Origin of the sequence: Agrobacterium tumefaciens, assembly GCF_009649785.1 — a bacterium.
Classification (GTDB): domain Bacteria; phylum Pseudomonadota; class Alphaproteobacteria; order Rhizobiales; family Rhizobiaceae; genus Agrobacterium; species Agrobacterium tumefaciens.
The window spans coordinates 13,160-35,941 of record NZ_WJOK01000038.1; the positions used below are offsets into that span (position 1 = coordinate 13,160).

Consider the following 22,782-nt stretch of genomic DNA (forward strand, 5'->3'; position numbering starts at 1 on the left):
GAAAACGTGCAGCTTCGGAGTAAAAGATGGCCATTTTCGATATTCCCGTAAGCCACGACGTGGATCCGGACATGCTGAGACGTTCGCTTGTGACACTTGGCATGGTCACGGTCACTGACGGATGGAGTAAGGAACTGCACAGCCACCGAAGAGGGGCGCTGATCTTTACGATCAAGGGACTGGTCACTTGCGAGGCTGAAGGCGGCCTGTGGATGGTTCCGCCGCAATGCGCGGTCTGGATTCCGGGCGGTGTCATGCACGCTCCGCACCTGGCCGGCGACCTCGAATGCTATACGGTATTCATAGAACCGGAGCGGGTGCCGTCGATGGTCCGATCCTGTGCGACGATCCATGTGACGCCGCTGATGAAAGAATTGATTTTGCGGACGGCGACCTTCCCTGAAGACTACGCATTGGACGGCCCTGAGGACCGGGTTGTCCAGGTTCTGGTGGATGAACTTTCAGTTGCGTCGGGAGATAGCCTCTTCTTTCCCATGCCGGTTTCCCCCAAGCTGCGTTCGCTTGCTTCGATGATGATAAACGCTCCATCCGATAGGGCCACTCTGAGGGAATGGGCGTCGCGAGTGGGGTTGAGCGAACGAACTCTCAGCCGATTTCTGCTAGCGGAGACTGGAATGAGCTTCGGTCGCTGGCGGAGGCAGCTTCATATTCTGATTGCCCTGAAGCGGCTTAGCTCCGGGGACACGGTCCAGAACGTCGCATTCGATCTCGGCTATGAAAGCTCCAGTGGCTTCGTAACCATGTTCCGCAAGATCCTTGGTAAGCCACCGGGAAGATATCTTCACGAGCGCAATATCGGAAAGCCATTCTGACGCGCCAGTCTGCCCGACCTGCCTCGCTGGCTGGATTGAAAAAGCATTTGGCTGGCGCTCAGCGTGACCTGGCCGGAGCGGCGATCTAGCATGGTCGCGTATCGAGGATAGCTCGTAAAAAACCTGCGGGAGGCGGAATTGAGGTTTGACACGTCCACGTTTCCGATCGTCTGGCTTCATGCGGCCGATAATTTGCCCGATGATGAAATAAGTGATTTCGCAAAGTTTGAGCGCCTGCTTGATTGCCGGCAATCGCTCGTATTTATCACGAATCACACGTTTTGTACTTGTGACAGTTCCGACGCGAACCTGACCCGCAGAAAAATTGAATGGCTCCGAAGGCACCGGCCTCAGTTGCAACGGCAGGTTAAGGCCATGATACAAATAGAGCCCGATGCCAGAAAACGAAGGAGCGCGCTCGGGTTCGCACGTCTGTTTTTCACCTTCTGGGGCTATCCGCTGCTAATAGTGGAGGATGAGATCGACGCAATTGGCCTTGCTCTGGAACTCTTGAAGGGCATGGTCCGGTTCAGCGAGGAAAAGCGATGTTTCCACTAAACCTCTGGCCGCTTCTGCGGGCATCCCGCAATATTCGCTGTTGGCGTCGTACCCTACCTCTTGGCCTGTCTGTCAACCATCGGCGCGATTTTAATTGGGTGCGAACCTATGAAGCAAGATAAGCCCCTTCAAATCGTCTGCGCGGCAGAAAACCAAATCTTCCTCATCGTCCTGCTCTTTCGGAATACGCACCCACCGCCCCATACGCCGTCTTCGATCTGTTTGCGGATGTTGTCGACCGTCCTCTCTACGGAGGGGTGCCTCGATATCGGTAACAAGGGGTAAGGCATGCTGGCTCACCATCGGAATGAAAAGATTGGATGAACCTGAACACCAGAGCAGTTGGGCTGTAAATCGCTATGTCGAAACTTGACACGATCGCGATACACATTGATCAGAGGCTGCAATGACACGCTCGAATCGTCGTCTCATGTTGGCCGCATCGAAAGATAAGGCACGGCTTGGTCAGCCTCAAAATACGAGGACCATGTCAATATGGCTTTACAGGAACAACACAGGCTGGCTTTCTTCTGGCTGACGGCCGCGGTCGGGGCCGTCATCTTCGTCACGGTCCAGTCATTCTCCTATCTCAACGATTACGTCAGGGAGCGGGGCGCGACGCCGGCAGTCACCTTCGACTCGGGCGGGTTGTGGATGCTGGCTGTGTTCTACGGCGCATGGATCTTGCCGGTGCTACTTGCCCTCATCGGGACACCGTCCGCCAACTGGGCGATGCTGATCCTTGGCGGTGCTCTTGCGCTTCTGAATACGCTTGCCGGTGTGTTCGAGGGTGTGCGGGACGGCGGACATCTCGTGTTCACGGCTTTGCTATGTATCGCACTTCCCGGCGTCTGCGCCATCGCTGCGTCCTGGCGCAGTATCAGAATGCGCTGAGCCGATTTTGGCAAAACCAATGCACGGAATGGCTGTATCTCGCAATGACTATGGCCGACAGCAAGGTTAGCTTTTCCAATATTTTCTGTTTTGCTGACGAGGATGACGACAAATGCCGATGGACAGTTCCAATTTCCCTTTCGTGTGGATCAGCGTTGCGCATGAGCCAGAGCATGATTTCAAGCTTGATTTCGAGGAATTCGATTCAAACCTGAAACGCGGCAAGCCTTTTGTACTCCTGACAGAGTCCGCTCCGGCGGAAGACCATGAGCATGACCGCGAGGAAAAGAAATACACATCCCTCTGGATGAAAAAGCATAAGGTCGAGTTGCGCAAGCTGGTTCTGGCGATGATCATGGTCGAGCCGAATACCGCCAAGCGAGTCGCCTTCAAGGCCTTTGGCGCAGTGTTTGCAAAATTCTGGGGCTATCCGCTAATGCTTGTTTCCTCTCGTAAGGAGGCGCTGGAAACCGCGGAAAAGCTGTTAGCGCAGAACGCCAAGTCGGCAGCCGCGTGAGGGTGCGCAGGGATTCCGGTAAGGTTCTAATTCTGTGTGGCGAGGAAATGGCTCGGGCCTTCGATGGCGGGAGCCATTTGCTCAATCGTACCACGGCCAACTGTAACTATAACTAAAGAAATTAAAGCCACTCGGAGTGCCGTTCGGAAAGTTCCATAAGCTATCTTATGCAATCTTAAGTTGCATCTACGCAACAGACCCATTATAAGGAGCCTCGCGTGATCTGTCCCAACTGAAACTGGTACGGAGTATCAAAATGCAGCATTGGCTCGACAAGCTGACTGATCTCGCCGCGCTCCGCGGCGATGAAACTGTCTTGAAGGACGCCTTGAACCTCTTTGCCGAGCAGGCGGGGTTTGGAGGGTACGCATATCTCTATATCCGGCCAGGACATACGGTCGCCGCATCCAACTATCACCCGGAATGGCGAGCGCTTTATTTCAAGCGTAAGTTTGAGGCACTCGATCCGATCGTCAATCGCGCCAAGTCACTGAAGCAGGCATTTTCGTGGAGCGGCGAACAGGAACGACGGCGGCTTTCAAAGGAAGAGCGCGAGTTTTTCGATCGTGCTGCCGATTTCGGCATACGCTCGGGAATTACCATTCCCGTCAGGGCTGCGAACGGCTCGACATCGATGTTTACGCTGGCTTCGGACACGACCGAAATCCAGCTTGAGCGCGATATCAATCCTGTCGCGGCGGCGGCAGCTGTTGGGCAGCTACACGCAAGAATGTCCCTGTTGCCGCTGTCGCCGACCGAACAGCAACCGGACTGGCTTGACCCGAAAGAAGCCGCTTACCTGAACTGGATCTCCGTCGGGAAAACGATGGACGAAGCCGCGGACCTGGAGGGGGTTAAGTACAACTCGGTTAAAAGTAAGATCGAGGAAACCCGCAAGCGGCTTCAAGTTCATACCATGCCGCATCTTGTAGCGCTTGCTATTCGCGCCGGCCTGATCTGAGGGCTCAGATCAATTGAATGACACCTTCGGAATGTAACCCAGAAGCCCGATCAGCATATTGAGCGCGCTCATCTGCGCGTGCATCTCGATCATGGCTTCAATGTATTCAAGGTGCTGTGCGCCGCCCGCAGCCACACCGATCTTGTAGTCCTCCGGAAGAGCCTGAAACAGCTGATCCGCCTTCTCCAAGAGCTGCCTGTGAAGCCGGATGGCATTCACTGCTAACAGCTCAAGTTCGCCAGTGGGCAGCCCACGCGTCAGTCCGATCACCGGGCGGAGCTGGCATGCCTCGGCCACAGGGGCCTCATTAGTTTCCATGATCATCCAACCCTCAGAATTGTCTGCGGTGCGCCCCCGCAGACGTTTATCTCTGATCCCAAGCCGGGGGTTGGAAAACTGTATCAGAACAGTCCTGCGACCTTTAGCACCGGAGCACCTGGACATACGTCGCAGGCCCACCGGCCAATGGCCAGAGGATTCTGGTATCGCATCGGCCGATACCAACCGTCTGATAGAGGTTTCCACACCTCGAGGCAGCGCGTACTGCCCTGATCGCCCTTATAAAGGGCTGATGTTGTTTTCGCTAGAGCGATGGAAAGACAAACATTTTGCAGATCTGCAGAAACGTCATGGTCTCCCTCCTATTCCCGTCAAATCAATCCTAATGCTCGCTTTGTTCGGATCCGACGCGGGCTCGGCTGAGACATCGGATTCGCTACTGTTTCTCTCGGAGTCGGCAGGTTCCCTGCCGTCATCGGGGATACCTTGCGGTGGCTCCACGGGTTTTGCCTCACTCGGATCCTCTGCCCGGAACACCGCTTCCCCTTCGAAATAACCCGTTTGCCAGGCGATGACCGCGTCGTCCATGACCTGCGGCTGCACTTCTTTTGCTGTGGGATTGCCATACCATTTTGCAACGATGCGAAATACCTTGGCAAAGAGCGTCGTGCCCATACGGATATTCTCACAAGGCTCGACCATATCCGGCTTCAACTGACCGGCCTCGACGATGCCGACTCCCGCCGGATATTGCGTTATACCCACGCGAACGGTGTTACGGCCGAGATTATCTCGGATCAGAGCCAGTGCCTCTTCTGGCGTCGTGGGCCTCGGCACCAGCACCACCCGGTTGCCAGAGCGCACGGTGATCGCGAGAGGGTCGTGCGATCCGGCCTTCGCGATGAACTGCTCGACGATTGTCGGCTTGAGGGATGGATCGGCGCATTGCTGGATAAAGGCGGTATCAAGCATCCCAGGTCCTCCCTATGTGTTAAATGCAAGAATGATGGGAAGGTCGAAGAGCCGAGCCCAAGCGATCGCGCTCGCTTTCTGAATGGCGACGATCGAAGTGTTTTCCGTCCACCAGCCATTGCCGACGGCGACGATCAAGTCGGGTGAGTGCAGCATCGATTGCAGGATCGGCCAGACGATGAGCTGCTCGTAGCAGATCAGCGGCGCGAGCCTGGTCCCGTCGACCTGAACCACCGGATTGCCGAAGAAGTTGGCCCCCGCACCTCCGCCCGGCCCGATCCATCGCAGCGACGGTTGCCACATCGATCCCGGGACCGGCATGCGCTGGTAATAAAGAAGGTTTGCTGCGTCGGCCGAGATTGCCACCATCACATTGTCATAGCCCCGTGGGTCGATGACAGCCGCACCTGCGATGACGGTGAGGTTCGAGCCACGGAGACCTTCCTGCCAGACACGCGCCACTGTCGGCGTCCAGAGCCCGAGCGCACTTTCGGGCAGTACTGCCACACGAACATCCTCGCCCGCCTCGGCAGCCTTGCGCACCGTGCTGATCAGATGACGCTGGTCGGCCAGCGAGCCATCGCGGCCAAGGGTCCCCCCTTGTTTGAGATCGACGGCAACCCAGCCGGCTGTTAATTTCGGAGTAATCCAGTTCGTGGCGGACCAAATGTGAAGTCCTCCCAGGACTGCGACCGCGATTTGCCACCTTCGGCCGGTCATGAGGCCCAACAGGATCGCGGTCGCGACAAGCCCCCACCATCCCCAACCGGGAAACAACACTCCGGCAGCCGTCAGGGGATGCGCCCAACCAGTGATACCGAAGGGGGGCAGCCCCGTAAGCACGATCACTATAAGATAGCGTAGCGCCCTCGCCGCATCCGTTGCTTTTCTCCCGGAAACGCCTTCGCCACGGGGTTTCTTCCAAAGCACCGCATGGACAATCACAAAGGATACGGAAGCCACCACCCAGAGCAAAAGGCCCGGCCAGAGATCGGCGCTATAGAAGTTGGCCACGCCCTTAGGCAATCCACGGGAGGCGGCCAGGAAATAGCTCGCCGCGACGAGTCCCGCGATCGAGCGTGACGTTGCTATCGCCCAGAGCAAAGGTAAGAATATGGCGAGCGGAATAAGAAGCACTTCGCCGCTCCAGCCGCCCCACCCGCAGGCGATGGCCGCGATGATCAGCAGCATGGATTTCCATCGGTCAGACATATGATCGCTACGGCAATTACGGATCGATGGTAAGGACCTGCCGCGCCAGACCGAGAAGACCGGAATCCGGAACCGGACCAAAATATCTGCTGTCATATGAACTCGCAAAGGGTGAGTGAAGAAAGAGATGGTGCGGCGGCACGACACCGCCGGGATGGGGGTGAATTGCCCTGCCCTCGCCGTCCGTACGCCACACAGACGATGCTGGAACCGGGCGACCATCAATGAGCACGTGATCAGTGATGTCGACTAGCTGCCCTGGAAGGGCCGCGACGGTCTTGATCAGCGGCGCAACTCCGCCTGGACACAGGCCGCGCCGCAGATATCCGCGCCGCCATGCCTCTTCGAACACGGCTGTCGCGGGTGGGCACAAGAACACGAGGTCGCCGACGGAGGCCGGACGTTGAAGCTCGTCGATACGCCAGAGGCCGAGCGGCTCGCTTGGGGTCAGGTTCAGCCGATAGCCGCCCGCGAACGCAGTCGCCGCCAGTGCCGACATGACGACGGCGGCACCAGCCAGAAACAGCATTACCCGCCTCCGCCTCATTGCTTCAACACCGGCGTCTGGCGCTGTGTAAGACGCTGCTCCTCGGATTGTCTTAGGGATAGAACGGTGCGCTCGTGAGCGGCGAGCTGTTGCGCCGTGCGCATGACCGGCCAGGCGTGTTTCAGCTGCTCCTTTTGCTCCGGCTTCATATCCTTGGAAAGCTCTTCGAAGATTTTTCCGGAGGGCTCACGGGCAGCGTTAGCCAGCAGTGTGCGTTCCCCGAACCGTTCGGTAACCGCCTTGTTGAAGCCGTCGACTTCGAGCTTGGTCTCCCGGTTGCTGAGCGCATAGGCCATCGCGGATGGCAGATCGTTTCGGTCGATGGCATCGCGCACCCGCTCCAACACCACGTGCGCCGCCGTCGACAGGGCAGGAATGTCGATCGAAACCCGCTGACGCAGGGCCTTCTCATCCGCTTGCAGCCTCTGCGTGACCGTTTCGCGCATCCTCAGATATTGCTCGAGATCCCGCTTCAGGGCCGGAACATTGACCTCGGCGACACGGCGCGCCTCGCGCTCCGACCGGGTGGCTAGAATGCCGGTCTTGCCCTTGAGTGGACCGATTGACGACGGTTCCCGCTCGAGTTTCTCCAGGATCTGTTTCGCTGTCTGTTGGTCGGCGAGGACCATATCGAAGTTCATCGCGCGGAAGGCGGTTTCTGGATCGGCGAAGACGTAAGCAAAGCGCGCCGAAACCTCCTCCCATTGCCGCTTCAGGGCGGGATCAAAGCCGAGCCTGTCACCGACCGTGTCGGCAACAGAGCTAGTGAATGTCTTGATGCCTGCGACCATGGGTTCCACCTCCTCCATCGTTTGGGTCTTTGGGGTTTGCGTGATGCCGAGGCGAGCAGCGAAGACAGCAAGGCGCTGGCCGAGATCGACAAGTTTCGCCTTCTGGCGCAATGTCCAGTCGAGCCGGTCGCGCACCAGCGTTCGCGCGACCTGGACGATGTGCAGGCCACGGTTTTCGGCGAAGCGCAGTGCCTCGCGATAGAGCTGGCCATGCTCGTAATCGAGCGTCGTCTCCTTTGAATTTTTCCGGGCGAGAACCTTTGCCAAGCCGCCGTTGAAGGAGAAGGACCGCGTCCCGTAGTAGAGCTGCAGATCCTCGCGATGGCGGGTCATCGCCACATAGGTCAGATGACGATCCAGCGAGAGCGATGCCAGAACTTTCACGCGGTCGACTGTGGCACCCTGGCTCTTGTGGATCGTCGTCGCGTAGCCGTAATCGAGATTGTTGTAGAATCGCTGCTCGACCGTCACCTGTCGGCGCTGGTCGCCCTCACCGATGACGGCGACGACACGATTAGGCGCCGCCTCGATGACATGGCCGATCATGCCGTTCTTGACGCCGAGCGATCGTTCGTTCTTCAGGAAGACGATCTGGTCACCGGCATCGAACCGCCTGACACCATCGGCTGTCTTGAAGACGTGGCCCTCACCGACCATACCGCGTTCAGCCAGCTTTTCGCGCGCCATGGTGTTCAGCAGGCCCACATCGCGGCGTAGATGCGCCAGCATCAGCATGGTCTTGGACGGATCGTATTCTCGGCTCCAGTCAGCGATCAGATGTTCGACCGCTTCCGCCTTCAGACTGGTGCCAGTGATCCTGGCATTGGCATCATAGGCGGTTAGCGCCTTCTCGACATTGCCACGCGCCAGATCGAGCGATGCCTTGCGCATCCAGTCCTCACGCTGACGATAGATGGTTTCGAGTTCGGCGTAACCAATCCGATCCACGATGGCGCGGAAGGCGGCACCCGCCTCGATCGGCTGCAATTGTTCGGGATCGCCAACCAGCACGATTTTTGCACCTGCCCGAACAACGGCATCGACAAAAAACGCCATCTGCTTCGAGGCGACCATGCCGGCCTCGTCCATAACGAAGATCGTCTTGTCGTCCAGAACGCCACGGCCGCGGGTCCAGCGCAGCTCCCAGGAGGCAAGCGTGCGCGAGACGATGCCCGCTTCTTTCTCCAGGCCCTCTGCCGCCTTGCCGGCCAGAGCACCGCCGACAACGCGATATCCCGCGAGCTCCCAGGCCTCGCGCGCTGCCTTCATCATCGTGGTCTTGCCGGCGCCCGCACGGCCCACGACCGCAGCGATCCGGGCAGGACCGGCGATCCGTCCGATGGCGGTTCTCTGCTCTTCCGACAGCCGCTCATGTCGCTGGAACGTTGCGTCGAGGACGGAGCTAGAAACGCCGGTATCCTCACGGTTCGACAGCCACGTTGCCTGCCGCGCCATCGTCGCTTCAAGTCGGACCATCGCTCGCGTCGAGTAGCGCGCCGGCAGCTTTTCTCCGGTCGCAAACCCAATTGTGTCGCGCTGCAGCCGCAATACTTCCGGGTTCAGGATGATCTTCAGCATTAGCTGCTGGAAGGTGGCGGGATCGTCGACATAGCGATGCAGGACCTTGGCGACATCGCGCTCATCAAACACGCTTTTCTCTCGCGTGATCAGATCGAGCACGATGGCTGGATTGTTGAGAATGCGTCGAGTGTTTTCCACGCGTCGGGCGTCGTTCAGTTCGATCCGTTCCAGCTCAGCGCGAACGCCTTGGCTCTCCGCCTTGCGCTCGATCGCCTTGGCGCCAACGCCGAGATGCATGGTCGGCTCAAGGTCGATACCCTGCTTCTCATAGGACCGGCCATCGATGCGCAAATCGATACCGCCAAGCGCCAGGTGATGGTTTTGCCGCTCGAACCAGCCGTCGCGCAAGACATTGAAGTCCTCGGTCGATCCGGCCCAGAGTTCGTAAAGGATCTTGCCGGATTTCGTGCGGACCGGTTGTCCATCCTCGCCGATGACCGCAACCTTCTTTGACCCGAACCCGTCTTCGGTCAGTGGCCGCAATGTCGTCATCAGGTGGATATGCGGATTGCCGGGATTGTCGTGATAGACCCAGTCGGCGACCATGCCCTTCGCCAAAATGTGTTTCTCGACAAAGTCTCGGACCAGGGCGATGTTCTGCTCGGCCGACAGTTCCAGCGGCAGTGCAATGGTCAGGTCACGGGCAAGCTGCGCATCGGCACGTTTCTCAAACGCTTCGACCTTGTTCCAGAAGGCTTCAGACGCACCGGAGACCGAGCGGTCGGCGATCAGCGAGCGAACCCATTTCGGGGCATCAGCCGGCAGGAGAAACTCCTCATGACGGAGTCCCTGCTTGCGAGTGTAGTCGATGGTGCGGGCTTCGCGCTCGAATTCCATCTTCGCGCAGTGCCGGTAAGCCGCAGACAGCACCACGCTGCGGCCCGAGCCGCGGCTGACGATGCTGGCTGAGAAATGGGCGATGGCCACGGCGAAGAACACTCCTGGTTAGACCAAGTTCATCGGGAGCGGCGGTAAAGCCTGATCTCACCGGGCAGAAAAGCAACGCGTCGCATCGCGACGTATAATTGCGCCCTTGGAGCCATTCCTTCGGAACGGCGGGATCATTCACAAAAGCATCGCCCTTGGCGATCTGCAGATCTGCAGATGTCTTTTCCAGCGCATCCGGGAGAATCTGGGCGTCGCAAGTGCAACGCCCAGCTCACAGAGGAGCAACCGGAATGAAGAAGCCATCATCGAAGATCAGGGAAGAGATCGCAAGATTGCAGGATCAGTTGAAGCAGGCCGAGACTCGCGAGGCCGAGCGCATCGGCCGCATCGCGCTGAAAGCCGGTCTGGGAGAGTTCGAGATCGATGAGGCAGAGCTTCAGGCGGCCTTCGAGGACGTCGCCAAACGGTTTCGCGGAGGAAAACCTGCTGCGACCGGGAAGAAGGACGCTGGTGATGGCCGAGCCGCAAGCGGGGCGGCCGCGACGCAGAAGCCTGGCGCGGATGCGAGCGGGACTGGTGAGGCTTGAGCGCATGGCTAAAGCGATGACATCAGACGCGCGCAAGAAAGACACACGCGAAAAAATCGAGCTCGGCGGCCTGATTGTCAAGGCCGGGCTGCGCTACGAGAAGCGTTCCTTGTTGCTCGGCCTGCTTATCGATGCAGCCAAGCGGATCAAGGGCGACGAGACGGAGAAGGACCGCCTGGCGGCGATCGGCGCGGAGGCCTTCGGCAATGAGGGCGAATAGGCTGCTGCTGGCAATCCTGCCCGCGGCAATCATGGTCGCAGCCATGATCCTGACGTCAGGCGTGGAACTTCGGCTGGCGGCACTCGGAACATCGGCGCAGGCGAAGCAGACGCTGGGCCGCGCCGGGCTCGCCCTGCCCTATGTCGCCGCCGCCGCGATTGGCGCCATCGCGCTGCTCGCCGTCAACGGCTCTGCGAACATCAAGACGGCCGGCGGAAGCGTGCTTGCCGGAAACGCCGTGACCGTCGTCATCGCCATGATGCGCGAGATTGTCCGGCTTGCCGGTATCGCTGGAAACGTGCCGGCGGGTCAATCCGTTCTCGCCTATTCCGACCCGGCGACGATGGTGGGTGCTGCCGCAGCAATCTTTAGCGGTATGTTCGCCTTACATGTTGCGATGAAAGGCAATGCTGCATTCGCGGCGTCCGGGCCGCGCCGCATCGCCGGCAAGCGCGCTGTCCATGGCGAGGCCGACTGGATGAAACTGCCCGAAGCCGCAAAACTGTTTTCAGAAGCCGGCGGTATCGTCATCGGTGAACGTTATCGCGTCGATCGCGACAGTGTTGCCACAATGCCGTTCCGCTCCGATGAACCGCAAAGCTGGGGCGCCGGCGGCAAGTCGCCGCTGCTCTGCTTCGACGGCTCCTTCGGCTCGTCGCACGGGATCGTCTTTGCCGGCTCCGGCGGTTTCAAGACGACGTCGGTGACCATCCCGACCGCGCTCAAATGGGGCGGCGGACTCGTCGTACTGGATCCGTCAAGCGAGGTCGCGCCGATGGTGATCGAGCATCGGCGTAAGGCCGGACGCAAAGTGATCGTGCTGGATACCACCGCATCGGGTGTCGGCTTCAATGCTCTCGACTGGATCGGCCGTCATGGCAATACGAAGGAAGAGGATATTGTTGCCGTCGCCACCTGGATCATGACCGACAACGCGCGCACCGCATCGGCTCGTGATGACTTCTTCCGGGCTTCCGCCATGCAGCTTCTGACCGCACTCATCGCCGACGTTTGTCTGTCCGGCCATACGGACGAAAAAGACCAAACGCTGCGCCGTGTCCGGGCCAATCTCTCCGAGCCGGAGCCGCAGCTTCGGGCCCGCCTGACGAAGATCTACGAGCAGTCGGACTCCGACTTTGTGAAGGAGAATGTCGCGGTCTTCGTCAACATGACGCCGGAGACGTTTTCCGGTGTCTATGCCAATGCAGTGAAGGAAACCCATTGGCTCTCCTACCCGAACTATGCCGGCCTTGTCTCCGGCGACAGCTTCTCCACCGGCGATCTTGCCGATGGCGGAACCGACATCTTTATCGCGCTCGATCTCAAGGTGCTGGAAGCTCATCCGGGCCTTGCCCGCGTCGTCATCGGCTCGCTGCTCAACGCAGTCTATAATCGCAACGGCAACGTGAAGGATCGCACCCTTTTCCTGCTCGACGAGGTGGCGCGTCTCGGCTACCTCCGCATCCTTGAGACCGCCCGGGACGCCGGGCGCAAATACGGGATCACGCTGACGATGATCTTCCAGTCACTCGGCCAGATGCGCGAGGCTTATGGCGGGCGGGATGCGACGAGCAAGTGGTTCGAGTCCGCGTCCTGGATTTCGTTCGCAGCCATCAACGATCCCGATACGGCTGACTACATCTCGAAGCGCTGCGGCGACACCACGGTCGAGGTCGACCAAACCAATCGCTCGTCCGGAATGAAGGGATCGACACGATCTCGATCAAAGCAGCTCAACCGCCGGCCGCTGATCCTGCCGCATGAAGTGTTGCGCATGCGCAGTGACGAGCAGATCGTCTTCACCGCAGGCAATGCACCCCTTCGGTGCGGGCGCGCCGTCTGGTTCCGCCGCGAGGACATGATGGCCTGCGTCGGCGAGAACAGGTTTCACCAGAATGCTTCCGGCACGCACGAGCCGGCTGTGCAATAGATCGAGGACCCAACGATGAGATATTGGGAAGCATGCGAAGCACAGGTTACGGCGGACGAGGCGACCGAGGAATGCCGCAAGCACCACATCACGGCGGTGTTACGCGAAGCCGACGGCGCGCTCATCGACAAGGACAGTGGGGAAGTTATAGGTCATCCCGACCATTGCGGAGAATTTTATGGCGGCGATGTCCTCAGCTTCCTCGGTTATTGATCGGCGTCCGTTCGCACTGATCGCGTTTGGCGTTCGGGGGAAGATCGTAACCCGAATGGGCGAAGACCTCCGGGCTTCGTTCGCTTTGGCGGATAGAGCTGAACGCCGCAGGCGGACCGCCCGTAACTGCCAACGGAACTTCACAAAAATGAATCGGTCAGACGAAATCGATTCAAATCTCTCGTTGGACGAACGTTGTGGAGCGAACGATTATGCTGCCATGCTCACTCAACCTTACCGGCTCTATATCGAACGCACGGACAAAGCTCGCAACATGGCGCGCTTCTATGCAATAACGATTGAGCCCGATCTGTTCGGCGAGGTCTGTTTGACACGGCGCTGGGGCCGGATTGGAGCGCAGGGCCAGATGAAAGTCCAGCATTTTGCCAGAGAGCAAGACGCTGTAGCTACCTTTCTCGATCTTCTCCGCCAGAAGCGACGCCGCGGGTATCGGGTACCCCCTTCGAGACTCCGTCATTGAGGTCATCGATCCTCTGCAGCCACCGGCCGGAATCCATAGATCGACCACATGACACACGAGCTTTCGACGTTTGACATATTCACATGGTCCCCGGCTTTTCTTAGGGAAAAAAGGAAGTCGGCGCAACCTCACTATGCCCGCCATCCTGTTCGGCATCATGAGCACCAACGCCCTCATGGCCAGTGCTGCGTCGAAAACACTGGCCGCACCTAACATGGATGTGACAATGTTTGTGAAATGCACCGGCGGCCATCGGATCGCCTGCGTCATCGATGGCGACACGCTGTGGATCGATGGCACGAAAGTCCGGGTCGCCGACATTGATGCGCCTGAGATCAGCGAGCCAAAATGCGCCTCGGAACTTGCTCTGGGAAACCGAGCGACCGAGCGATTGATCGAACTGGTCAACCAAGGTCCATTCGAGGTACGAGCTTGGTCGGATCGTGACAAGGATCGATATGGTCGGGCGCTGCGGGTTCTCATGCGAGATGGGCATAGCATCGGTGATATTCTGGTCTCGGAAGGACTTGCCAGGACCTGGACAGGTCGTCGCGAACCCTGGTGCTAAGGGCTCGGCCAGTTAAGGCCGAGCCTGTTGGCGCTCAATCGCGCCGTTCCCATTCGGTCTCGATGTTGAGCTCGACGTCGGCGAAGAATGGGATCTTGATGGCGATTTTCAGACCGAGCTTACCCTTGCGGAAGAGGTGACTGACGACCTTGCCGAGGGCGCGAAGACGGCGGCCGGTGGCGCTGAGGAATTTTGCGAGCTGTTGCATAATGGATCTCCTGTTGATTGCGTTTCATTGCGGGGATGAAAAAGCGAACCTTCAAGGAGGGCTGCACCCATAGGGCCGGAGCGAAGCGGAGGACCTGATGGCGACTGAATTTTGATGCGCGAGGAGCCGCAGGCGGGGAAAATTCTGGCGTCATCAGGTTGCGGCCAGACGTTCGGGACGCACGATCCCTGATGTCGATGAAATGAGAACTACAGGAGAGTTTCGGGAGCGCTTGAGGGCACACGACGTGATTTGACACCGCTCGTCAGAACGGTGGCTCCGCATCGCCGCTGCCATCCATCTCGGCAATCGCCAGCGTCAGTTCCGCCTTTGCGAGATCGAGCTCAGTTTCGATCTGGTGGCGCTCGCCAGGATCGACAGCATTTTGCAATTAGGCGCGTTATCCTGACAGTCAGTAAGGCGTCGATACCGATCTCGGTATCATAGGGCGGTGAGTCAGCATGTTGATTAGCGCTCTCAGGCCGGATGATACGTGGCGACGCCCCGAGTAATAAAGACACAGTCCCGGAAACGCTGGACACCATTCTTCCAGCACTCGCTTGAGACGACCGTCTTCCAGTGCATCTTTCGCAAGATGGTCCGGCACGAAGGCGATGCCTATCCCATCTATCGCGGCCTCGACCATCAACGGCTGTTCACTCAGGGTAAGAGGCCCGGATACGTTTATTCTTTCCACAACGCCTTGGCGCTCAAATTCCCATCTATAGATTGCGCCACTGTCAAACCGGAAGCGGATGCAATCGTGGCTAAGTAAATCCTGCGGCACAACTGGAAATCCGCAGCGCTCGAAGTACTCAGGTGACGCAATAGCGGCGAAGCGCACATCGCCCATGACCGGGATCGCCACCATATCTTTTGGTACTGCCTCCGCTAACCGGATACCGGCATCGAAACCCTCGGCAACAATATCGCTGAGCCTGCCATCACTGACTACGTCGAGATGGACCTGAGGATGCTCACGCAGGAAGCGTGCAAGCACCGGTCGCAATACTAAGCGGATAGCCCCTTCGCTGGCATTGATCCGCACCGTGCCACTTGGGACGGGACCGCTCCCCTCCAACTCTTGCACGGCTTCTTCGATTGAGGCCATCGCCGGCCTCAGTTTTGAGGCAAGGCGTTCTCCCGCCTCCGTCAGCGAGACGCTGCGGGTCGTTCGATTAAACAGGCGAACGTTCAACCGCTCTTCGAGAACCTTGATCGAATGGCTGATCGCCGAGGGTGTCATGTTGAGTTCGTTCGCGGCGCTGCGAAAACTGCGATGGGTCGCGACGGCCAGGAATGAGGCGAACGCCGCCAGATCGTTGCCCTTAGATTGGTGAATTGCTTTCATCATGACATCAAGAATTGATCAGATTGTTTAGATAGTCAACGAGTCATATCGTTAGCGTAGGGCGCAGTATCCCTGGCTTCACGCGACCTCTTGGTCGCTTTTAGTTCCAGATCGCCAACCCACCAGCGGCACGTAGAAGAGAGGAAAAAATGATGAAGATGAAAGCTGTTGTCATGACCGGCGCGAATAAGCCTTGGGAGGTTCAGGAGGTCCCGGTACCCAAAGCAGAACCGGGGCTCGTCCTCGTAAAAGTCCACGCGTCCGGCATGTGCTTCACGGATGTATGGGCGACGAAGGGTGCCGGTGGCGACATCTATCCACAGACCCCAGGTCACGAAGTGGTCGGCGAGATCGTTGAAGTCGGCGCGGGCGTTCATACGCGCAAAGTGGGAGACCGGGTCGGCACCACTTGGGTGCAGTCCTCTTGTGGACGATGCTCCTACTGCCGCCAGAACCGTCCGTTGACCGGCCAGACAGCCATGAACTGCGATTCACCCAGGACAACCGGGTTCGCGACGCAAGGCGGGCACGCAGAGTACATCGCGATCTCTGCTGAAGGCACAGTGTTATTACCCGACGGGCTCGACTACACGGATGCCGCACCCATGATGTGCGCAGGCTACACGACCTGGAGCGGCTTGCGCGACGCCGAGCCCAGACCTGGTGACAGAATTGCGGTACTTGGCATCGGCGGGCTGGGGCACGTCGCCGTGCAGTTCTCCAAAGCCTTGGGGTTTGAGACCATCGCGATCACGCATTCACCCGACAAGCACAAGTTGGCCACCGATCTTGGTGCAGACATCGTCGTCGCCGATGGCAAAGAGTTATTGGAGGCCGGCGGTGCGGACGTTCTTCTGGTTACGACCAACGACTTCGACACCGCCGAAAAAGCGATGGCGGGCGTGAGGCCTGACGGGCGCATCGTTCTTTGCGGGCTCGACTTCAGCAAGCCGTTCTCGATCCCGTCCGACGGCAAGCCGTTCCACATGATGCGCCAACGCGTGGTTGGGTCCACGCATGGCGGACAGCACTATCTCGCCGAAATCCTCGATCTCGCCGCCAAGGGCAAGGTCAAGCCGATTGTCGAGACCTTCGCCCTCGAGCAGGCAACCGAGGCATATGAGCGGCTATCCACCGGGAAGATGCGGTTCCGTGGTGTGTTTCTTCCGCACGGCTCTTGAGCACGTGTGGGAGTGACTGCGGTGAGCGGGTCTTATCGAGGTCACACTTATTCAAACTCGATATGTGTGACAATCGGCGTATTAGTCAGAATGCTAACCGCCCTAGTGGGGCGGTTCGGCCATCAGCTGCGCGTCAAACACGGCCTCTTTCTCTGCAAGCTGCGTTTCTGCCATTGCAAGCTCGTTAAGGATCCACTGACGCTCGTCTCGATAAACGGCATTCCGCAATTCGGCGCGAAGTTCTTCGATCTGGGATTCGAGTTCGTAGGTCATCGTCTGATCTCCTATGTGAAAGACGATCAGCGGCGCCGGATAGGGAACGACGTTGTCAGGGATCGCGAAAGCGACCGGCAGCGCCGGAGAGTGGGGGGAGCCGATTTCGTGTTGGCGGCTTCGCTGCCATTTCGAAATTGGGGGCACCGCTCATCCTTGACGACGGTGGGCCCGTCGGCATCATCACCGGGCACTGAGCAGGTTTTCCTCCTCTCGGTATTGCACCAAAAAAGCCGGACCTGGCTCGATGCCTGGTCCGGCTTTAGTTGCCGGGCATAGGAAAAGGCTCCGCCAGCGGCGGAGCCTCGTGGTATCAATCAGTCCCGGTTCGGACGGGACCAGATGAGCTGGAGACCATCCTCGCCTTCGACCTCGGCGAGCGTTGCGTAGATCGGGGCGGGGAAGCTCGGATCGTCGAGCTTGACCGAGAGGTAGTCGCGGCCCTCACCGGAGGTCTTCTGCCAGGCCGCGCCAAGTTCCACGCTACCCGCGTAGACCCGGAACTGCGGGCCCTTGTCGGAAGGGTTCTCGACCCGGGCGATGCGGGCGTTGACGTTGAGGGCGAGAGTGCGGATGGAGCCGGTGAAGCCGTTTTCGGTGGAGGTGAAAGTACCGATGGTTGCCATTGTCGTATTCCTTTTCTTTAGTTCGGGCCGCGCCCATCGCGGCCTCGATGGCTGTCGAACAGACCGGTGACGATCGGACCGCACCCATTCGGGCCGTAATGAAATGGAGGGCGGCAAGTCGCAGATTTGTTAGTGGGAGAGGAGGAGGGCGCAGCCTTCCGGGGTAAGAAATCTGAGGCTGCCGTTGCGGGAAAACGATCGAGGCGCAGCCGGTCTCCGGTCAGACATGCCTCATCGAGCTCGCAGGTGGGTTGCCGGAAACTCTGACGGGAAGGGATACGCAATGGCTTCCGCTGCATTCGCCCTGGGCACAAATGGCATTGTGCGCTAAGCCCAACTTCGATCGCCGTCTTTGCTTGCTTCATCAGGGGACAAGCGCTCCCGCCAACGCTAGCCCGCTTGCTGACTGCCTCCGGTGCGATAACGTGGTGCCTGCGAATCGCCACCTGGAGGATCAATGCGTCAGCAGACAAAGCCGTTCATCGTCGAACGTAAACCGTCCCGTAAGCCCAAGCCCGACACTGCAAAACCGTCGATCTGGGGAAGGCTGGACGCTGACATCGCACAAGGTCTCCAAGATCAACGAAATGGCGAGCAGCGGGATATGGACCACGCGGCCACCGCCGGTGGCGACGACCGCGCCTAACCCTCAGGCCGCAGCTTGCACAGCCGTTTCCGGCTGTAGGGAATGCAGGAAACTCACGGCGCGCTGCGCATGGGCTGCCGCTTGGAAGATGGCCCGCTTGTCGTTGGCCAGCACCGATAGCCACGACTGCAGGTAAGATGCATGATCCGGCCTCGGCTCGAGCTCCGGCGCGATACCGAGATCGGCGCAGAGGAAGCAACTGCCGAGTTCGGCAACGAGTTCTTCCCGCGCCCGCTCCGTCCGGTCCTTGGCGTAACGCGACAGGTCACGTCCGACGCGATGCTCCACCGCCGTCCAGTGGGTTGCTTCATGACTAAGGACGGCCGCGTATCCGGCAGCATCGCGAAACGCCTCGAAGGGCGGCATCTGGATGTAGTCCATGACCGGAGAATAATAGGCCTGATTACCGCCGTGCCGGATGACTGCCCCCGTATTGCGGAAGAAGCGATCGGCACTCTCGATCCGCTCGACGGGATCAAGGACCTCGGCCGCCGGTGCATAATAGCTACCGGGCAAACCGTCGATTTGCTCGACATTGAACACTGAATAGGCCTTCAGGAAGGGGATCTCTCGATCGACCTCATTACCGTTCCCGTCCGCCTCGGACCTGGTGAAGCGGCTGGCGAACACGACGGTCGAGCCGGCCTCGCCCTTGCGCACCGCCCCGCCAAGTTCGAGGGCCTGCTTGAACGTCATCCACATCGATGAGGCGAAGCCACGCGACATCTGCTCCGACCACAGGAGCAAAACGTTCACGCCCGAATATGGTAGACCGTTGTGGCGCAGCGGCCGCGAGATACGACCATCGGTGTTGGCGGCACTCCACGGTCTCATCCAGGGGCGGACGCCTTTTTCCAGATCCTCGACGATCCGATCGGTAATACGGGTGTAGATGTCCGCGCGGCCCGCTTCTGATTTCATTGTCATGACTTCTCTCTCCTTTTCATGAACCGCGCCGATCGCGGTCCGTCACGGAGGGCCGAAGTCAGGGGCCGATAGGGTGGCCATGCACCGAAGGCCGCAACAGCGCGGAGGACGGCAAAGCCGTTGCATGGGCGCCCGGCTCCTGCAGGACCGCCGAGCGAGACGGGCCGCAATAGGCGCGTTTCCAGTTTTCCTTTCGACATGAAAAAAGGCCGGCGCTGTGGGCACCGACCTTGGACCAGGAAAAGAGGGCGGGGTGCGACCCCGCCAAGTGCGTCATCCGAAAGCGGCCATCTGAACCTCGGCCGCCTTGCGGTCGAGCGATGCACCCGGGTTTTCGACCGGCCGGTCGAATGGCTTCCAGGTCTCGCCGACAACCTGTCCGTAGGCGGCCACCGCACCCTCGGCTGCCATGCGCAGCGCGTGGGACTGGATACCCATGTCGGCCGCGAATTCCCGCTTGCGCTGGGCGGCGCTGTCGTAGCCGACCGGACCATCGAGATCTTCATCTCGGGCATCGTTGGATGCCTTGGCAGTTGCGTCGCGCGCTTCGGTGACGGCGCGGGAGTAGAACTGCCCGGCGCCGTGAGCGGATCCGACGAAGGCCCCGACGATACGCTGGAGATGGATCTGCATGGCCTTCTCGCCGAGCCCTTCTGAGAGGCTGTCGGCGGTCTCGATGATCAGCCGCTCGTGCAGGCTGCGGATGCCATCGCTGTCGACGACCGTGCTGCCGAAGCTTTCGGCGATCTTGAGCGCCTGGGCCGCATCGGGGCATGTGAGGCGGACCATTTCGAGGGTTGCTCCTTTGCGGAGCTGCGATACCCGTGCGTTAGAGCGGTTGGGAGTTGCGGGCTTGGCCATAAACTGTTCCTTCCTTGGCTGGCGAAGCGGTTCCGGCCCGTGCCGGTCTGCCCTTCGATGCGGACGACCAGAACCGGCAAAGGACGGGCGGCTTCATAGGTCCGATCCCGCTGAACCAGCAGGGCAGGTTTGCGGGCCGGCAGGTTTCGACCTGCTTGGGACCGCGAGCCTGTTCTCGCGCAGAGAGGCTGGGTCGGCCGCCCCGCGGCGCGACAGCGGCCTTGAAACGCCCGGCCGCTGGTTCAGACCGCAGCGAACAAGAAGGGCAGTCCAGCACGGGTCCGATATCTGTCTCTGGCGGGGAGGAACAGACATCGCCAAGCCCGCCCATGCCGATGACATCCGAGGAGGTAAGCCCATCGCTATCACCACACTCTCGCGCGTCTGCCTATGTCGCTGGATGATGCAGAGGTCGCTTATCGCAATGGCTCAGTTCACCGATGTCACTCTCTTGCGTCGCCAGCCTGCGGTGGATCATATCGAGTTCGACCCAACGCTCGAAGGTGAGGCGGTCGACAAGCTCCTGATGGCAGATACGTTGACCTGATCGGCGACGCGCCCTGCTCCGGGCTTTTACTGTCGTCGCCTGCCTTCCCGCGCGCGCTGTGATTTGGCGGGTCAGACATTCCAGATGCCGCTGGATCTCTCGCCGGGCGACGATTGCTTTTGCCAGCGGTTTCGAAGCGCGGACGCTGATCATCGCCGATCCCCCGAGCTTCGCCAGTTGATGAAGGAGGCCGGCGCGTCGACGGATAAACCGTCCGCACCGGTGGCAAACTCCACCCCCGAGAAATCGGGGGTGGGTGTTGCCATGTTCGACTGGGAGACTGCGGTCACGCTGCGTCCCTCTGGTCGAAGCCGGCGTCGTCCTCTTCGTGGTTCGAAAGAACTGCATCCTGCAGATCGTCCTCACCCGCAGCGCCGTCGAAGTGTCCTTCTTGATCCTCGGCTGGGTCGTCACCATGATCGTCACCGTCGTCTTGCGAGGCCGCGCCGAGTATACCCGCAGCTGCGCTCGTCCGGATCCAATCGAGCAACTCGTCGGCTGGCGGTGCGAAGCGCGCCAAAGCATGGACGAAGTGCTCGTTCGCGAAGTGCTCGACGAGCGCTGCACGGGTTTCACGAACCTTGGGCCGAGGCTGGATAGACACCTCGGCGCACGATGCTTCCAGTGCCTGGCGCGACAGGCACAACAGGAACTCGTCCGAACCCATGTTCGGCAGGTATCCGTCGGCGCCGATCGCCTCGCCGGCAATGCGGGAGACCATGCCGCTGTTCGACATGCCGCGGCGGCACGACAGAACATCGATCAGCACCGAGCGAACGGCGACCCGAAGCGTGTCCTGGTCGAAGGCGAGCTTGCCGTGCTCGTCGAACAAGGCGACGGCATGGCGCGAGAAGCGCTTGCCGCCATAAAACGTCCCATCCCCACCGGAATCAACGCGGACGTTCTGCCCGGCGAAGGCCAGCACCAGGAGTGCCATTAGCATGTCGTCTTCAATCGGCGCGCGGCCAAGAGCATCGTGAAGCGCATCGGTGCGGAAATCGCCGATCATGTCATGGCCCTTCTGGGTCACATCAGGGCGAACCTTCGGCGAGGCAATCGCGTCGCCCTCATCGCTGCCCAAGGCAGATCCATCACCATCCGCGCCCTTCGGCTTGAACGCCTCGGGCATGCGGTAATGCACTGTCTGCACCTTGCCGTCGCGATCTAGGTAAAGCGCCGCGTGATCGGACTTGGACGCCTTGCCGTAGACCTGGGACGCCTTCTTCGGCAACTCGGGCTGGCCCCAGCTGTTGACCTCGACGATGGCCCCTCGCTTCGGCAGGTTGGCGGTCATCCACTCATGCTGGGCGCCGAGGAAGCCCTCGACATTGGTGGTGTAGCGACCGTCCTGATCGGCCGGCGCGAAGAGGTCTTCGACCCACTCGATGCCATAAGCCTGGGCCAGATCGTCGCCAAAGCTCGCATCCCGGGCGTACATGCGCTTCTTGGTCAGTGCATTGGAGATCTGCCACCAAGGAGCGGTGTCACCCTTCTTCGGCTTATGCGCCTTCCAGACTTCTTTCTGGTCCGCCTGACCAGCCGCGGCGATGATCCTCAGCTGCTGCTCGGACGGCATGTCGCCCAGCGCCATCTGCTCGAGCATCGCGGGAAGGACATTTGCGAGCAGACGCAGCTTGCGGATCTGGCGCACGGGAAGCGCGAGGGCGACCGCAATCGCTTCCTCGGTCCAGCCGAGAGCAACGAGACGTTCGATGCCCCGCCACTGATCGACCGGGTTGAGCGCCTCGCGAACCGAGTTCTCGACCATCGAGCGCATGGCACCGTTGTCGTTGGCGGCGTCCGCGACGAGGATTTCGATTTCTTCCAGGCCGGCGGCGATGGCCAGTCGCACACGGCGATGACCTGCGTCGATGATATAGCCATTTCCGCCATCGCTCTCGGGGGCAACCACCGGCGGCTGGACGATGCCGACGGCCTTGATCGTCGCCAGCATCAGCGCATCCGCCTGCGGCGACGACTTCGTCTGGCGCATCCGGTCGGGGTTTTCCTTGAGCGCGCGCGGGTCAACCTTCATGATCTGCATGATGTCGTTCCTTTCGGGAGGTTCCGGACCGGCGCCTTGCCAGCCCTTCCTGTCTTCATCGTTTCTCGAAGACACCTCCCGGACCG

General features: G+C 59.9%; 27 protein-coding genes. 14 read left to right on the forward strand and 13 right to left on the reverse strand.

What is annotated here, in order from left to right; translation table 11 throughout:
- Window positions 1-26 precede the first annotated feature (26 nt).
- The 5 genes from GH784_RS25655 (at window position 27) to traR (ending at window position 3,763) form a co-directional block, all read left to right on the forward strand.
- The gene (locus GH784_RS25655) at window positions 27-833 is read left to right on the forward strand and encodes an AraC family transcriptional regulator (RefSeq protein WP_153793947.1); all 807 of its coding nucleotides are present in this window, start codon (window positions 27-29) and stop codon (window positions 831-833) included.
- Between the two features lie 138 nt (window positions 834-971).
- Window positions 972-1,391: a hypothetical protein gene (locus GH784_RS25660; RefSeq protein WP_153793948.1), complete on the forward strand. Its 420-nt coding sequence runs from the start codon at window positions 972-974 to the stop codon at window positions 1,389-1,391.
- Between the two features lie 495 nt (window positions 1,392-1,886).
- A complete protein-coding gene (locus tag GH784_RS25665) occupies window positions 1,887-2,285 on the forward strand; it encodes a hypothetical protein (RefSeq protein ID WP_153793949.1) in 399 nt (132 codons plus the stop codon).
- A 112-nt stretch (window positions 2,286-2,397) separates the two neighbouring features.
- Window positions 2,398-2,802, forward strand: a complete 405-nt coding sequence (locus tag GH784_RS25670) for a hypothetical protein (protein WP_153793950.1) — start codon at window positions 2,398-2,400, stop codon at window positions 2,800-2,802.
- A 256-nt stretch (window positions 2,803-3,058) separates the two neighbouring features.
- Entirely contained in the window at window positions 3,059-3,763 is a 705-nt protein-coding gene (gene traR, locus GH784_RS25675; protein ID WP_111788981.1) for an autoinducer-binding transcriptional regulator TraR, read from the forward strand.
- Window positions 3,764-3,772: 9 nt separating this feature from the next.
- On the opposite strand, the gene GH784_RS25680 is transcribed toward traR, so the two are convergent.
- The 5 genes from GH784_RS25680 to traA all read right to left on the reverse strand — a co-directional run bounded on the left by GH784_RS25680 (window position 3,773) and on the right by traA (window position 10,072).
- On the reverse strand, window positions 3,773-4,081 hold the full coding sequence (locus GH784_RS25680) for a transcriptional repressor TraM (RefSeq protein WP_111789051.1): 309 nt from the start codon (window positions 4,079-4,081) through the stop codon (window positions 3,773-3,775).
- A gap of 309 nt (window positions 4,082-4,390) precedes the next feature.
- On the reverse strand, window positions 4,391-5,014 hold the full coding sequence (locus GH784_RS25685) for a TraH family protein (RefSeq protein WP_111788980.1): 624 nt from the start codon (window positions 5,012-5,014) through the stop codon (window positions 4,391-4,393).
- A 12-nt stretch (window positions 5,015-5,026) separates the two neighbouring features.
- Window positions 5,027-6,205: a conjugal transfer protein TraB gene (locus GH784_RS25690; RefSeq protein ID WP_246670498.1), complete on the reverse strand. Its 1,179-nt coding sequence runs from the start codon at window positions 6,203-6,205 to the stop codon at window positions 5,027-5,029.
- Window positions 6,206-6,242: 37 nt separating this feature from the next.
- Window positions 6,243-6,773, reverse strand: coding sequence for a conjugative transfer signal peptidase TraF (traF, locus tag GH784_RS25695; protein WP_111788978.1), 531 nt, complete (start codon window positions 6,771-6,773; stop codon window positions 6,243-6,245).
- Window positions 6,770-10,072: a Ti-type conjugative transfer relaxase TraA gene (traA, locus tag GH784_RS25700; RefSeq protein WP_323131496.1), complete on the reverse strand. Its 3,303-nt coding sequence runs from the start codon at window positions 10,070-10,072 to the stop codon at window positions 6,770-6,772. The genes traF and traA overlap by 4 nt, the downstream gene beginning before the upstream one ends.
- A 251-nt stretch (window positions 10,073-10,323) precedes the next feature.
- On the opposite strand from traA, the gene traC reads away from it, so the two are divergent.
- From traC to GH784_RS25730, 6 genes are all read left to right on the forward strand, one after another.
- Window positions 10,324-10,620: a conjugal transfer protein TraC gene (gene traC / locus GH784_RS25705; protein ID WP_153793952.1), complete on the forward strand. Its 297-nt coding sequence runs from the start codon at window positions 10,324-10,326 to the stop codon at window positions 10,618-10,620.
- A 4-nt stretch (window positions 10,621-10,624) separates the two neighbouring features.
- On the forward strand, window positions 10,625-10,840 hold the full coding sequence (gene traD, locus GH784_RS25710) for a type IV conjugative transfer system coupling protein TraD (protein WP_194843010.1): 216 nt from the start codon (window positions 10,625-10,627) through the stop codon (window positions 10,838-10,840).
- Window positions 10,827-12,770 carry a Ti-type conjugative transfer system protein TraG gene (gene traG, locus GH784_RS25715; protein ID WP_153793954.1) on the forward strand — a complete coding sequence of 648 codons (1,944 nt, stop codon included), beginning with the start codon at window positions 10,827-10,829 and terminating at the stop codon, window positions 12,768-12,770. The genes traD and traG overlap by 14 nt, the downstream gene beginning before the upstream one ends.
- 15 nt (window positions 12,771-12,785) lie before the next feature.
- On the forward strand, window positions 12,786-12,983 hold the full coding sequence (locus GH784_RS25720; protein WP_153793955.1) for a hypothetical protein: 198 nt from the start codon (window positions 12,786-12,788) through the stop codon (window positions 12,981-12,983).
- A complete protein-coding gene (locus tag GH784_RS27705; RefSeq protein ID WP_323131497.1) occupies window positions 12,949-13,464 on the forward strand; it encodes a WGR domain-containing protein in 516 nt (171 codons plus the stop codon). The genes GH784_RS25720 and GH784_RS27705 overlap by 35 nt, the downstream gene beginning before the upstream one ends.
- A gap of 133 nt (window positions 13,465-13,597) precedes the next feature.
- Complete coding sequence (locus GH784_RS25730; protein ID WP_153793956.1) at window positions 13,598-14,032, forward strand: thermonuclease family protein; 435 nt, start codon at window positions 13,598-13,600, stop codon at window positions 14,030-14,032.
- A gap of 34 nt (window positions 14,033-14,066) precedes the next feature.
- Here the strand turns inward: GH784_RS25730 and GH784_RS27240 are convergent, their stop codons facing one another.
- The 3 genes from GH784_RS27240 to GH784_RS25735 all read right to left on the reverse strand — a co-directional run bounded on the left by GH784_RS27240 (window position 14,067) and on the right by GH784_RS25735 (window position 15,594).
- On the reverse strand, window positions 14,067-14,240 hold the full coding sequence (locus GH784_RS27240) for a hypothetical protein (protein ID WP_194843008.1): 174 nt from the start codon (window positions 14,238-14,240) through the stop codon (window positions 14,067-14,069).
- 265 nt (window positions 14,241-14,505) lie between these two features.
- Window positions 14,506-14,631: a hypothetical protein gene (locus tag GH784_RS27655; RefSeq protein ID WP_281406577.1), complete on the reverse strand. Its 126-nt coding sequence runs from the start codon at window positions 14,629-14,631 to the stop codon at window positions 14,506-14,508.
- 21 nt (window positions 14,632-14,652) lie between these two features.
- Window positions 14,653-15,594, reverse strand: coding sequence for a LysR family transcriptional regulator (locus tag GH784_RS25735; protein ID WP_153793957.1), 942 nt, complete (start codon window positions 15,592-15,594; stop codon window positions 14,653-14,655).
- Between the two features lie 146 nt (window positions 15,595-15,740).
- Here GH784_RS25735 and GH784_RS25740 point away from each other — a divergent pair, with 146 nt between their 5' ends.
- Complete coding sequence (locus GH784_RS25740) at window positions 15,741-16,772, forward strand: alcohol dehydrogenase catalytic domain-containing protein (RefSeq protein WP_210251797.1); 1,032 nt, start codon at window positions 15,741-15,743, stop codon at window positions 16,770-16,772.
- 102 nt (window positions 16,773-16,874) lie between these two features.
- Here GH784_RS25740 and GH784_RS27245 read toward each other — a convergent pair whose 3' ends face one another.
- Window positions 16,875-17,045 (reverse strand): hypothetical protein, encoded by a 171-nt coding sequence (locus tag GH784_RS27245; protein WP_194843009.1) that lies wholly within the window; start codon window positions 17,043-17,045, stop codon window positions 16,875-16,877.
- A 317-nt stretch (window positions 17,046-17,362) separates the two neighbouring features.
- Entirely contained in the window at window positions 17,363-17,671 is a 309-nt protein-coding gene (locus tag GH784_RS25745; RefSeq protein ID WP_153793958.1) for a DUF736 domain-containing protein, read from the reverse strand.
- 457 nt (window positions 17,672-18,128) lie between these two features.
- Between GH784_RS25745 and GH784_RS25750 the strand changes: the two genes are divergently transcribed.
- Complete coding sequence (locus GH784_RS25750) at window positions 18,129-18,317, forward strand: hypothetical protein (RefSeq protein ID WP_003585014.1); 189 nt, start codon at window positions 18,129-18,131, stop codon at window positions 18,315-18,317.
- Between the two features lie 3 nt (window positions 18,318-18,320).
- On the opposite strand, the gene GH784_RS25755 is transcribed toward GH784_RS25750, so the two are convergent.
- Both GH784_RS25755 and GH784_RS25760 read right to left on the reverse strand, forming a co-directional pair.
- Complete coding sequence (locus GH784_RS25755; protein WP_153793959.1) at window positions 18,321-19,244, reverse strand: ArdC family protein; 924 nt, start codon at window positions 19,242-19,244, stop codon at window positions 18,321-18,323.
- Between the two features lie 273 nt (window positions 19,245-19,517).
- The gene (locus tag GH784_RS25760; protein WP_153793960.1) at window positions 19,518-20,105 is read right to left on the reverse strand and encodes a hypothetical protein; all 588 of its coding nucleotides are present in this window, start codon (window positions 20,103-20,105) and stop codon (window positions 19,518-19,520) included.
- Between the two features lie 424 nt (window positions 20,106-20,529).
- Between GH784_RS25760 and GH784_RS27660 the strand changes: the two genes are divergently transcribed.
- Window positions 20,530-20,652 carry a hypothetical protein gene (locus tag GH784_RS27660; RefSeq protein WP_281406578.1) on the forward strand — a complete coding sequence of 41 codons (123 nt, stop codon included), beginning with the start codon at window positions 20,530-20,532 and terminating at the stop codon, window positions 20,650-20,652.
- A gap of 286 nt (window positions 20,653-20,938) precedes the next feature.
- Here GH784_RS27660 and GH784_RS25765 read toward each other — a convergent pair whose 3' ends face one another.
- Complete coding sequence (locus GH784_RS25765) at window positions 20,939-22,696, reverse strand: ParB/RepB/Spo0J family partition protein (protein ID WP_153793961.1); 1,758 nt, start codon at window positions 22,694-22,696, stop codon at window positions 20,939-20,941.
- Window positions 22,697-22,782 lie beyond the last annotated feature (86 nt).

Coding starts and splice junctions, on each gene's coding strand:
- GH784_RS25655 (WP_153793947.1), top strand. CDS start 27: ATGGCCATTTTCGATATTCCCGTAAGCCACGACGTGGATCCGGACATG.
- GH784_RS25665 (WP_153793949.1), top strand. CDS start 1,887: ATGGCTTTACAGGAACAACACAGGCTGGCTTTCTTCTGGCTGACGGCC.
- GH784_RS25670 (WP_153793950.1), top strand. CDS start 2,398: ATGCCGATGGACAGTTCCAATTTCCCTTTCGTGTGGATCAGCGTTGCG.
- traR (WP_111788981.1), top strand. CDS start 3,059: ATGCAGCATTGGCTCGACAAGCTGACTGATCTCGCCGCGCTCCGCGGC.
- GH784_RS25680 (WP_111789051.1), bottom strand. CDS start 4,081: ATGGAAACTAATGAGGCCCCTGTGGCCGAGGCATGCCAGCTCCGCCCG.
- GH784_RS25685 (WP_111788980.1), bottom strand. CDS start 5,014: ATGCTTGATACCGCCTTTATCCAGCAATGCGCCGATCCATCCCTCAAG.
- GH784_RS25690 (WP_246670498.1), bottom strand. CDS start 6,205: ATGCTGCTGATCATCGCGGCCATCGCCTGCGGGTGGGGCGGCTGGAGC.
- traF (WP_111788978.1), bottom strand. CDS start 6,773: ATGAGGCGGAGGCGGGTAATGCTGTTTCTGGCTGGTGCCGCCGTCGTC.
- traC (WP_153793952.1), top strand. CDS start 10,324: ATGAAGAAGCCATCATCGAAGATCAGGGAAGAGATCGCAAGATTGCAG.
- traD (WP_194843010.1), top strand. CDS start 10,625: ATGGCTAAAGCGATGACATCAGACGCGCGCAAGAAAGACACACGCGAA.
- traG (WP_153793954.1), top strand. CDS start 10,827: ATGAGGGCGAATAGGCTGCTGCTGGCAATCCTGCCCGCGGCAATCATG.
- GH784_RS25720 (WP_153793955.1), top strand. CDS start 12,786: ATGAGATATTGGGAAGCATGCGAAGCACAGGTTACGGCGGACGAGGCG.
- GH784_RS27705 (WP_323131497.1), top strand. CDS start 12,949: ATGGCGGCGATGTCCTCAGCTTCCTCGGTTATTGATCGGCGTCCGTTC.
- GH784_RS25730 (WP_153793956.1), top strand. CDS start 13,598: ATGCCCGCCATCCTGTTCGGCATCATGAGCACCAACGCCCTCATGGCC.
- GH784_RS27240 (WP_194843008.1), bottom strand. CDS start 14,240: ATGCAACAGCTCGCAAAATTCCTCAGCGCCACCGGCCGCCGTCTTCGC.
- GH784_RS25735 (WP_153793957.1), bottom strand. CDS start 15,594: ATGATGAAAGCAATTCACCAATCTAAGGGCAACGATCTGGCGGCGTTC.
- GH784_RS25740 (WP_210251797.1), top strand. CDS start 15,741: ATGATGAAGATGAAAGCTGTTGTCATGACCGGCGCGAATAAGCCTTGG.
- GH784_RS27245 (WP_194843009.1), bottom strand. CDS start 17,045: ATGACCTACGAACTCGAATCCCAGATCGAAGAACTTCGCGCCGAATTG.
- GH784_RS25745 (WP_153793958.1), bottom strand. CDS start 17,671: ATGGCAACCATCGGTACTTTCACCTCCACCGAAAACGGCTTCACCGGC.
- GH784_RS25750 (WP_003585014.1), top strand. CDS start 18,129: ATGCGTCAGCAGACAAAGCCGTTCATCGTCGAACGTAAACCGTCCCGT.
- GH784_RS25755 (WP_153793959.1), bottom strand. CDS start 19,244: ATGACAATGAAATCAGAAGCGGGCCGCGCGGACATCTACACCCGTATT.
- GH784_RS25760 (WP_153793960.1), bottom strand. CDS start 20,105: ATGGCCAAGCCCGCAACTCCCAACCGCTCTAACGCACGGGTATCGCAG.
- GH784_RS27660 (WP_281406578.1), top strand. CDS start 20,530: ATGGCTCAGTTCACCGATGTCACTCTCTTGCGTCGCCAGCCTGCGGTG.
- GH784_RS25765 (WP_153793961.1), bottom strand. CDS start 22,696: ATGCAGATCATGAAGGTTGACCCGCGCGCGCTCAAGGAAAACCCCGAC.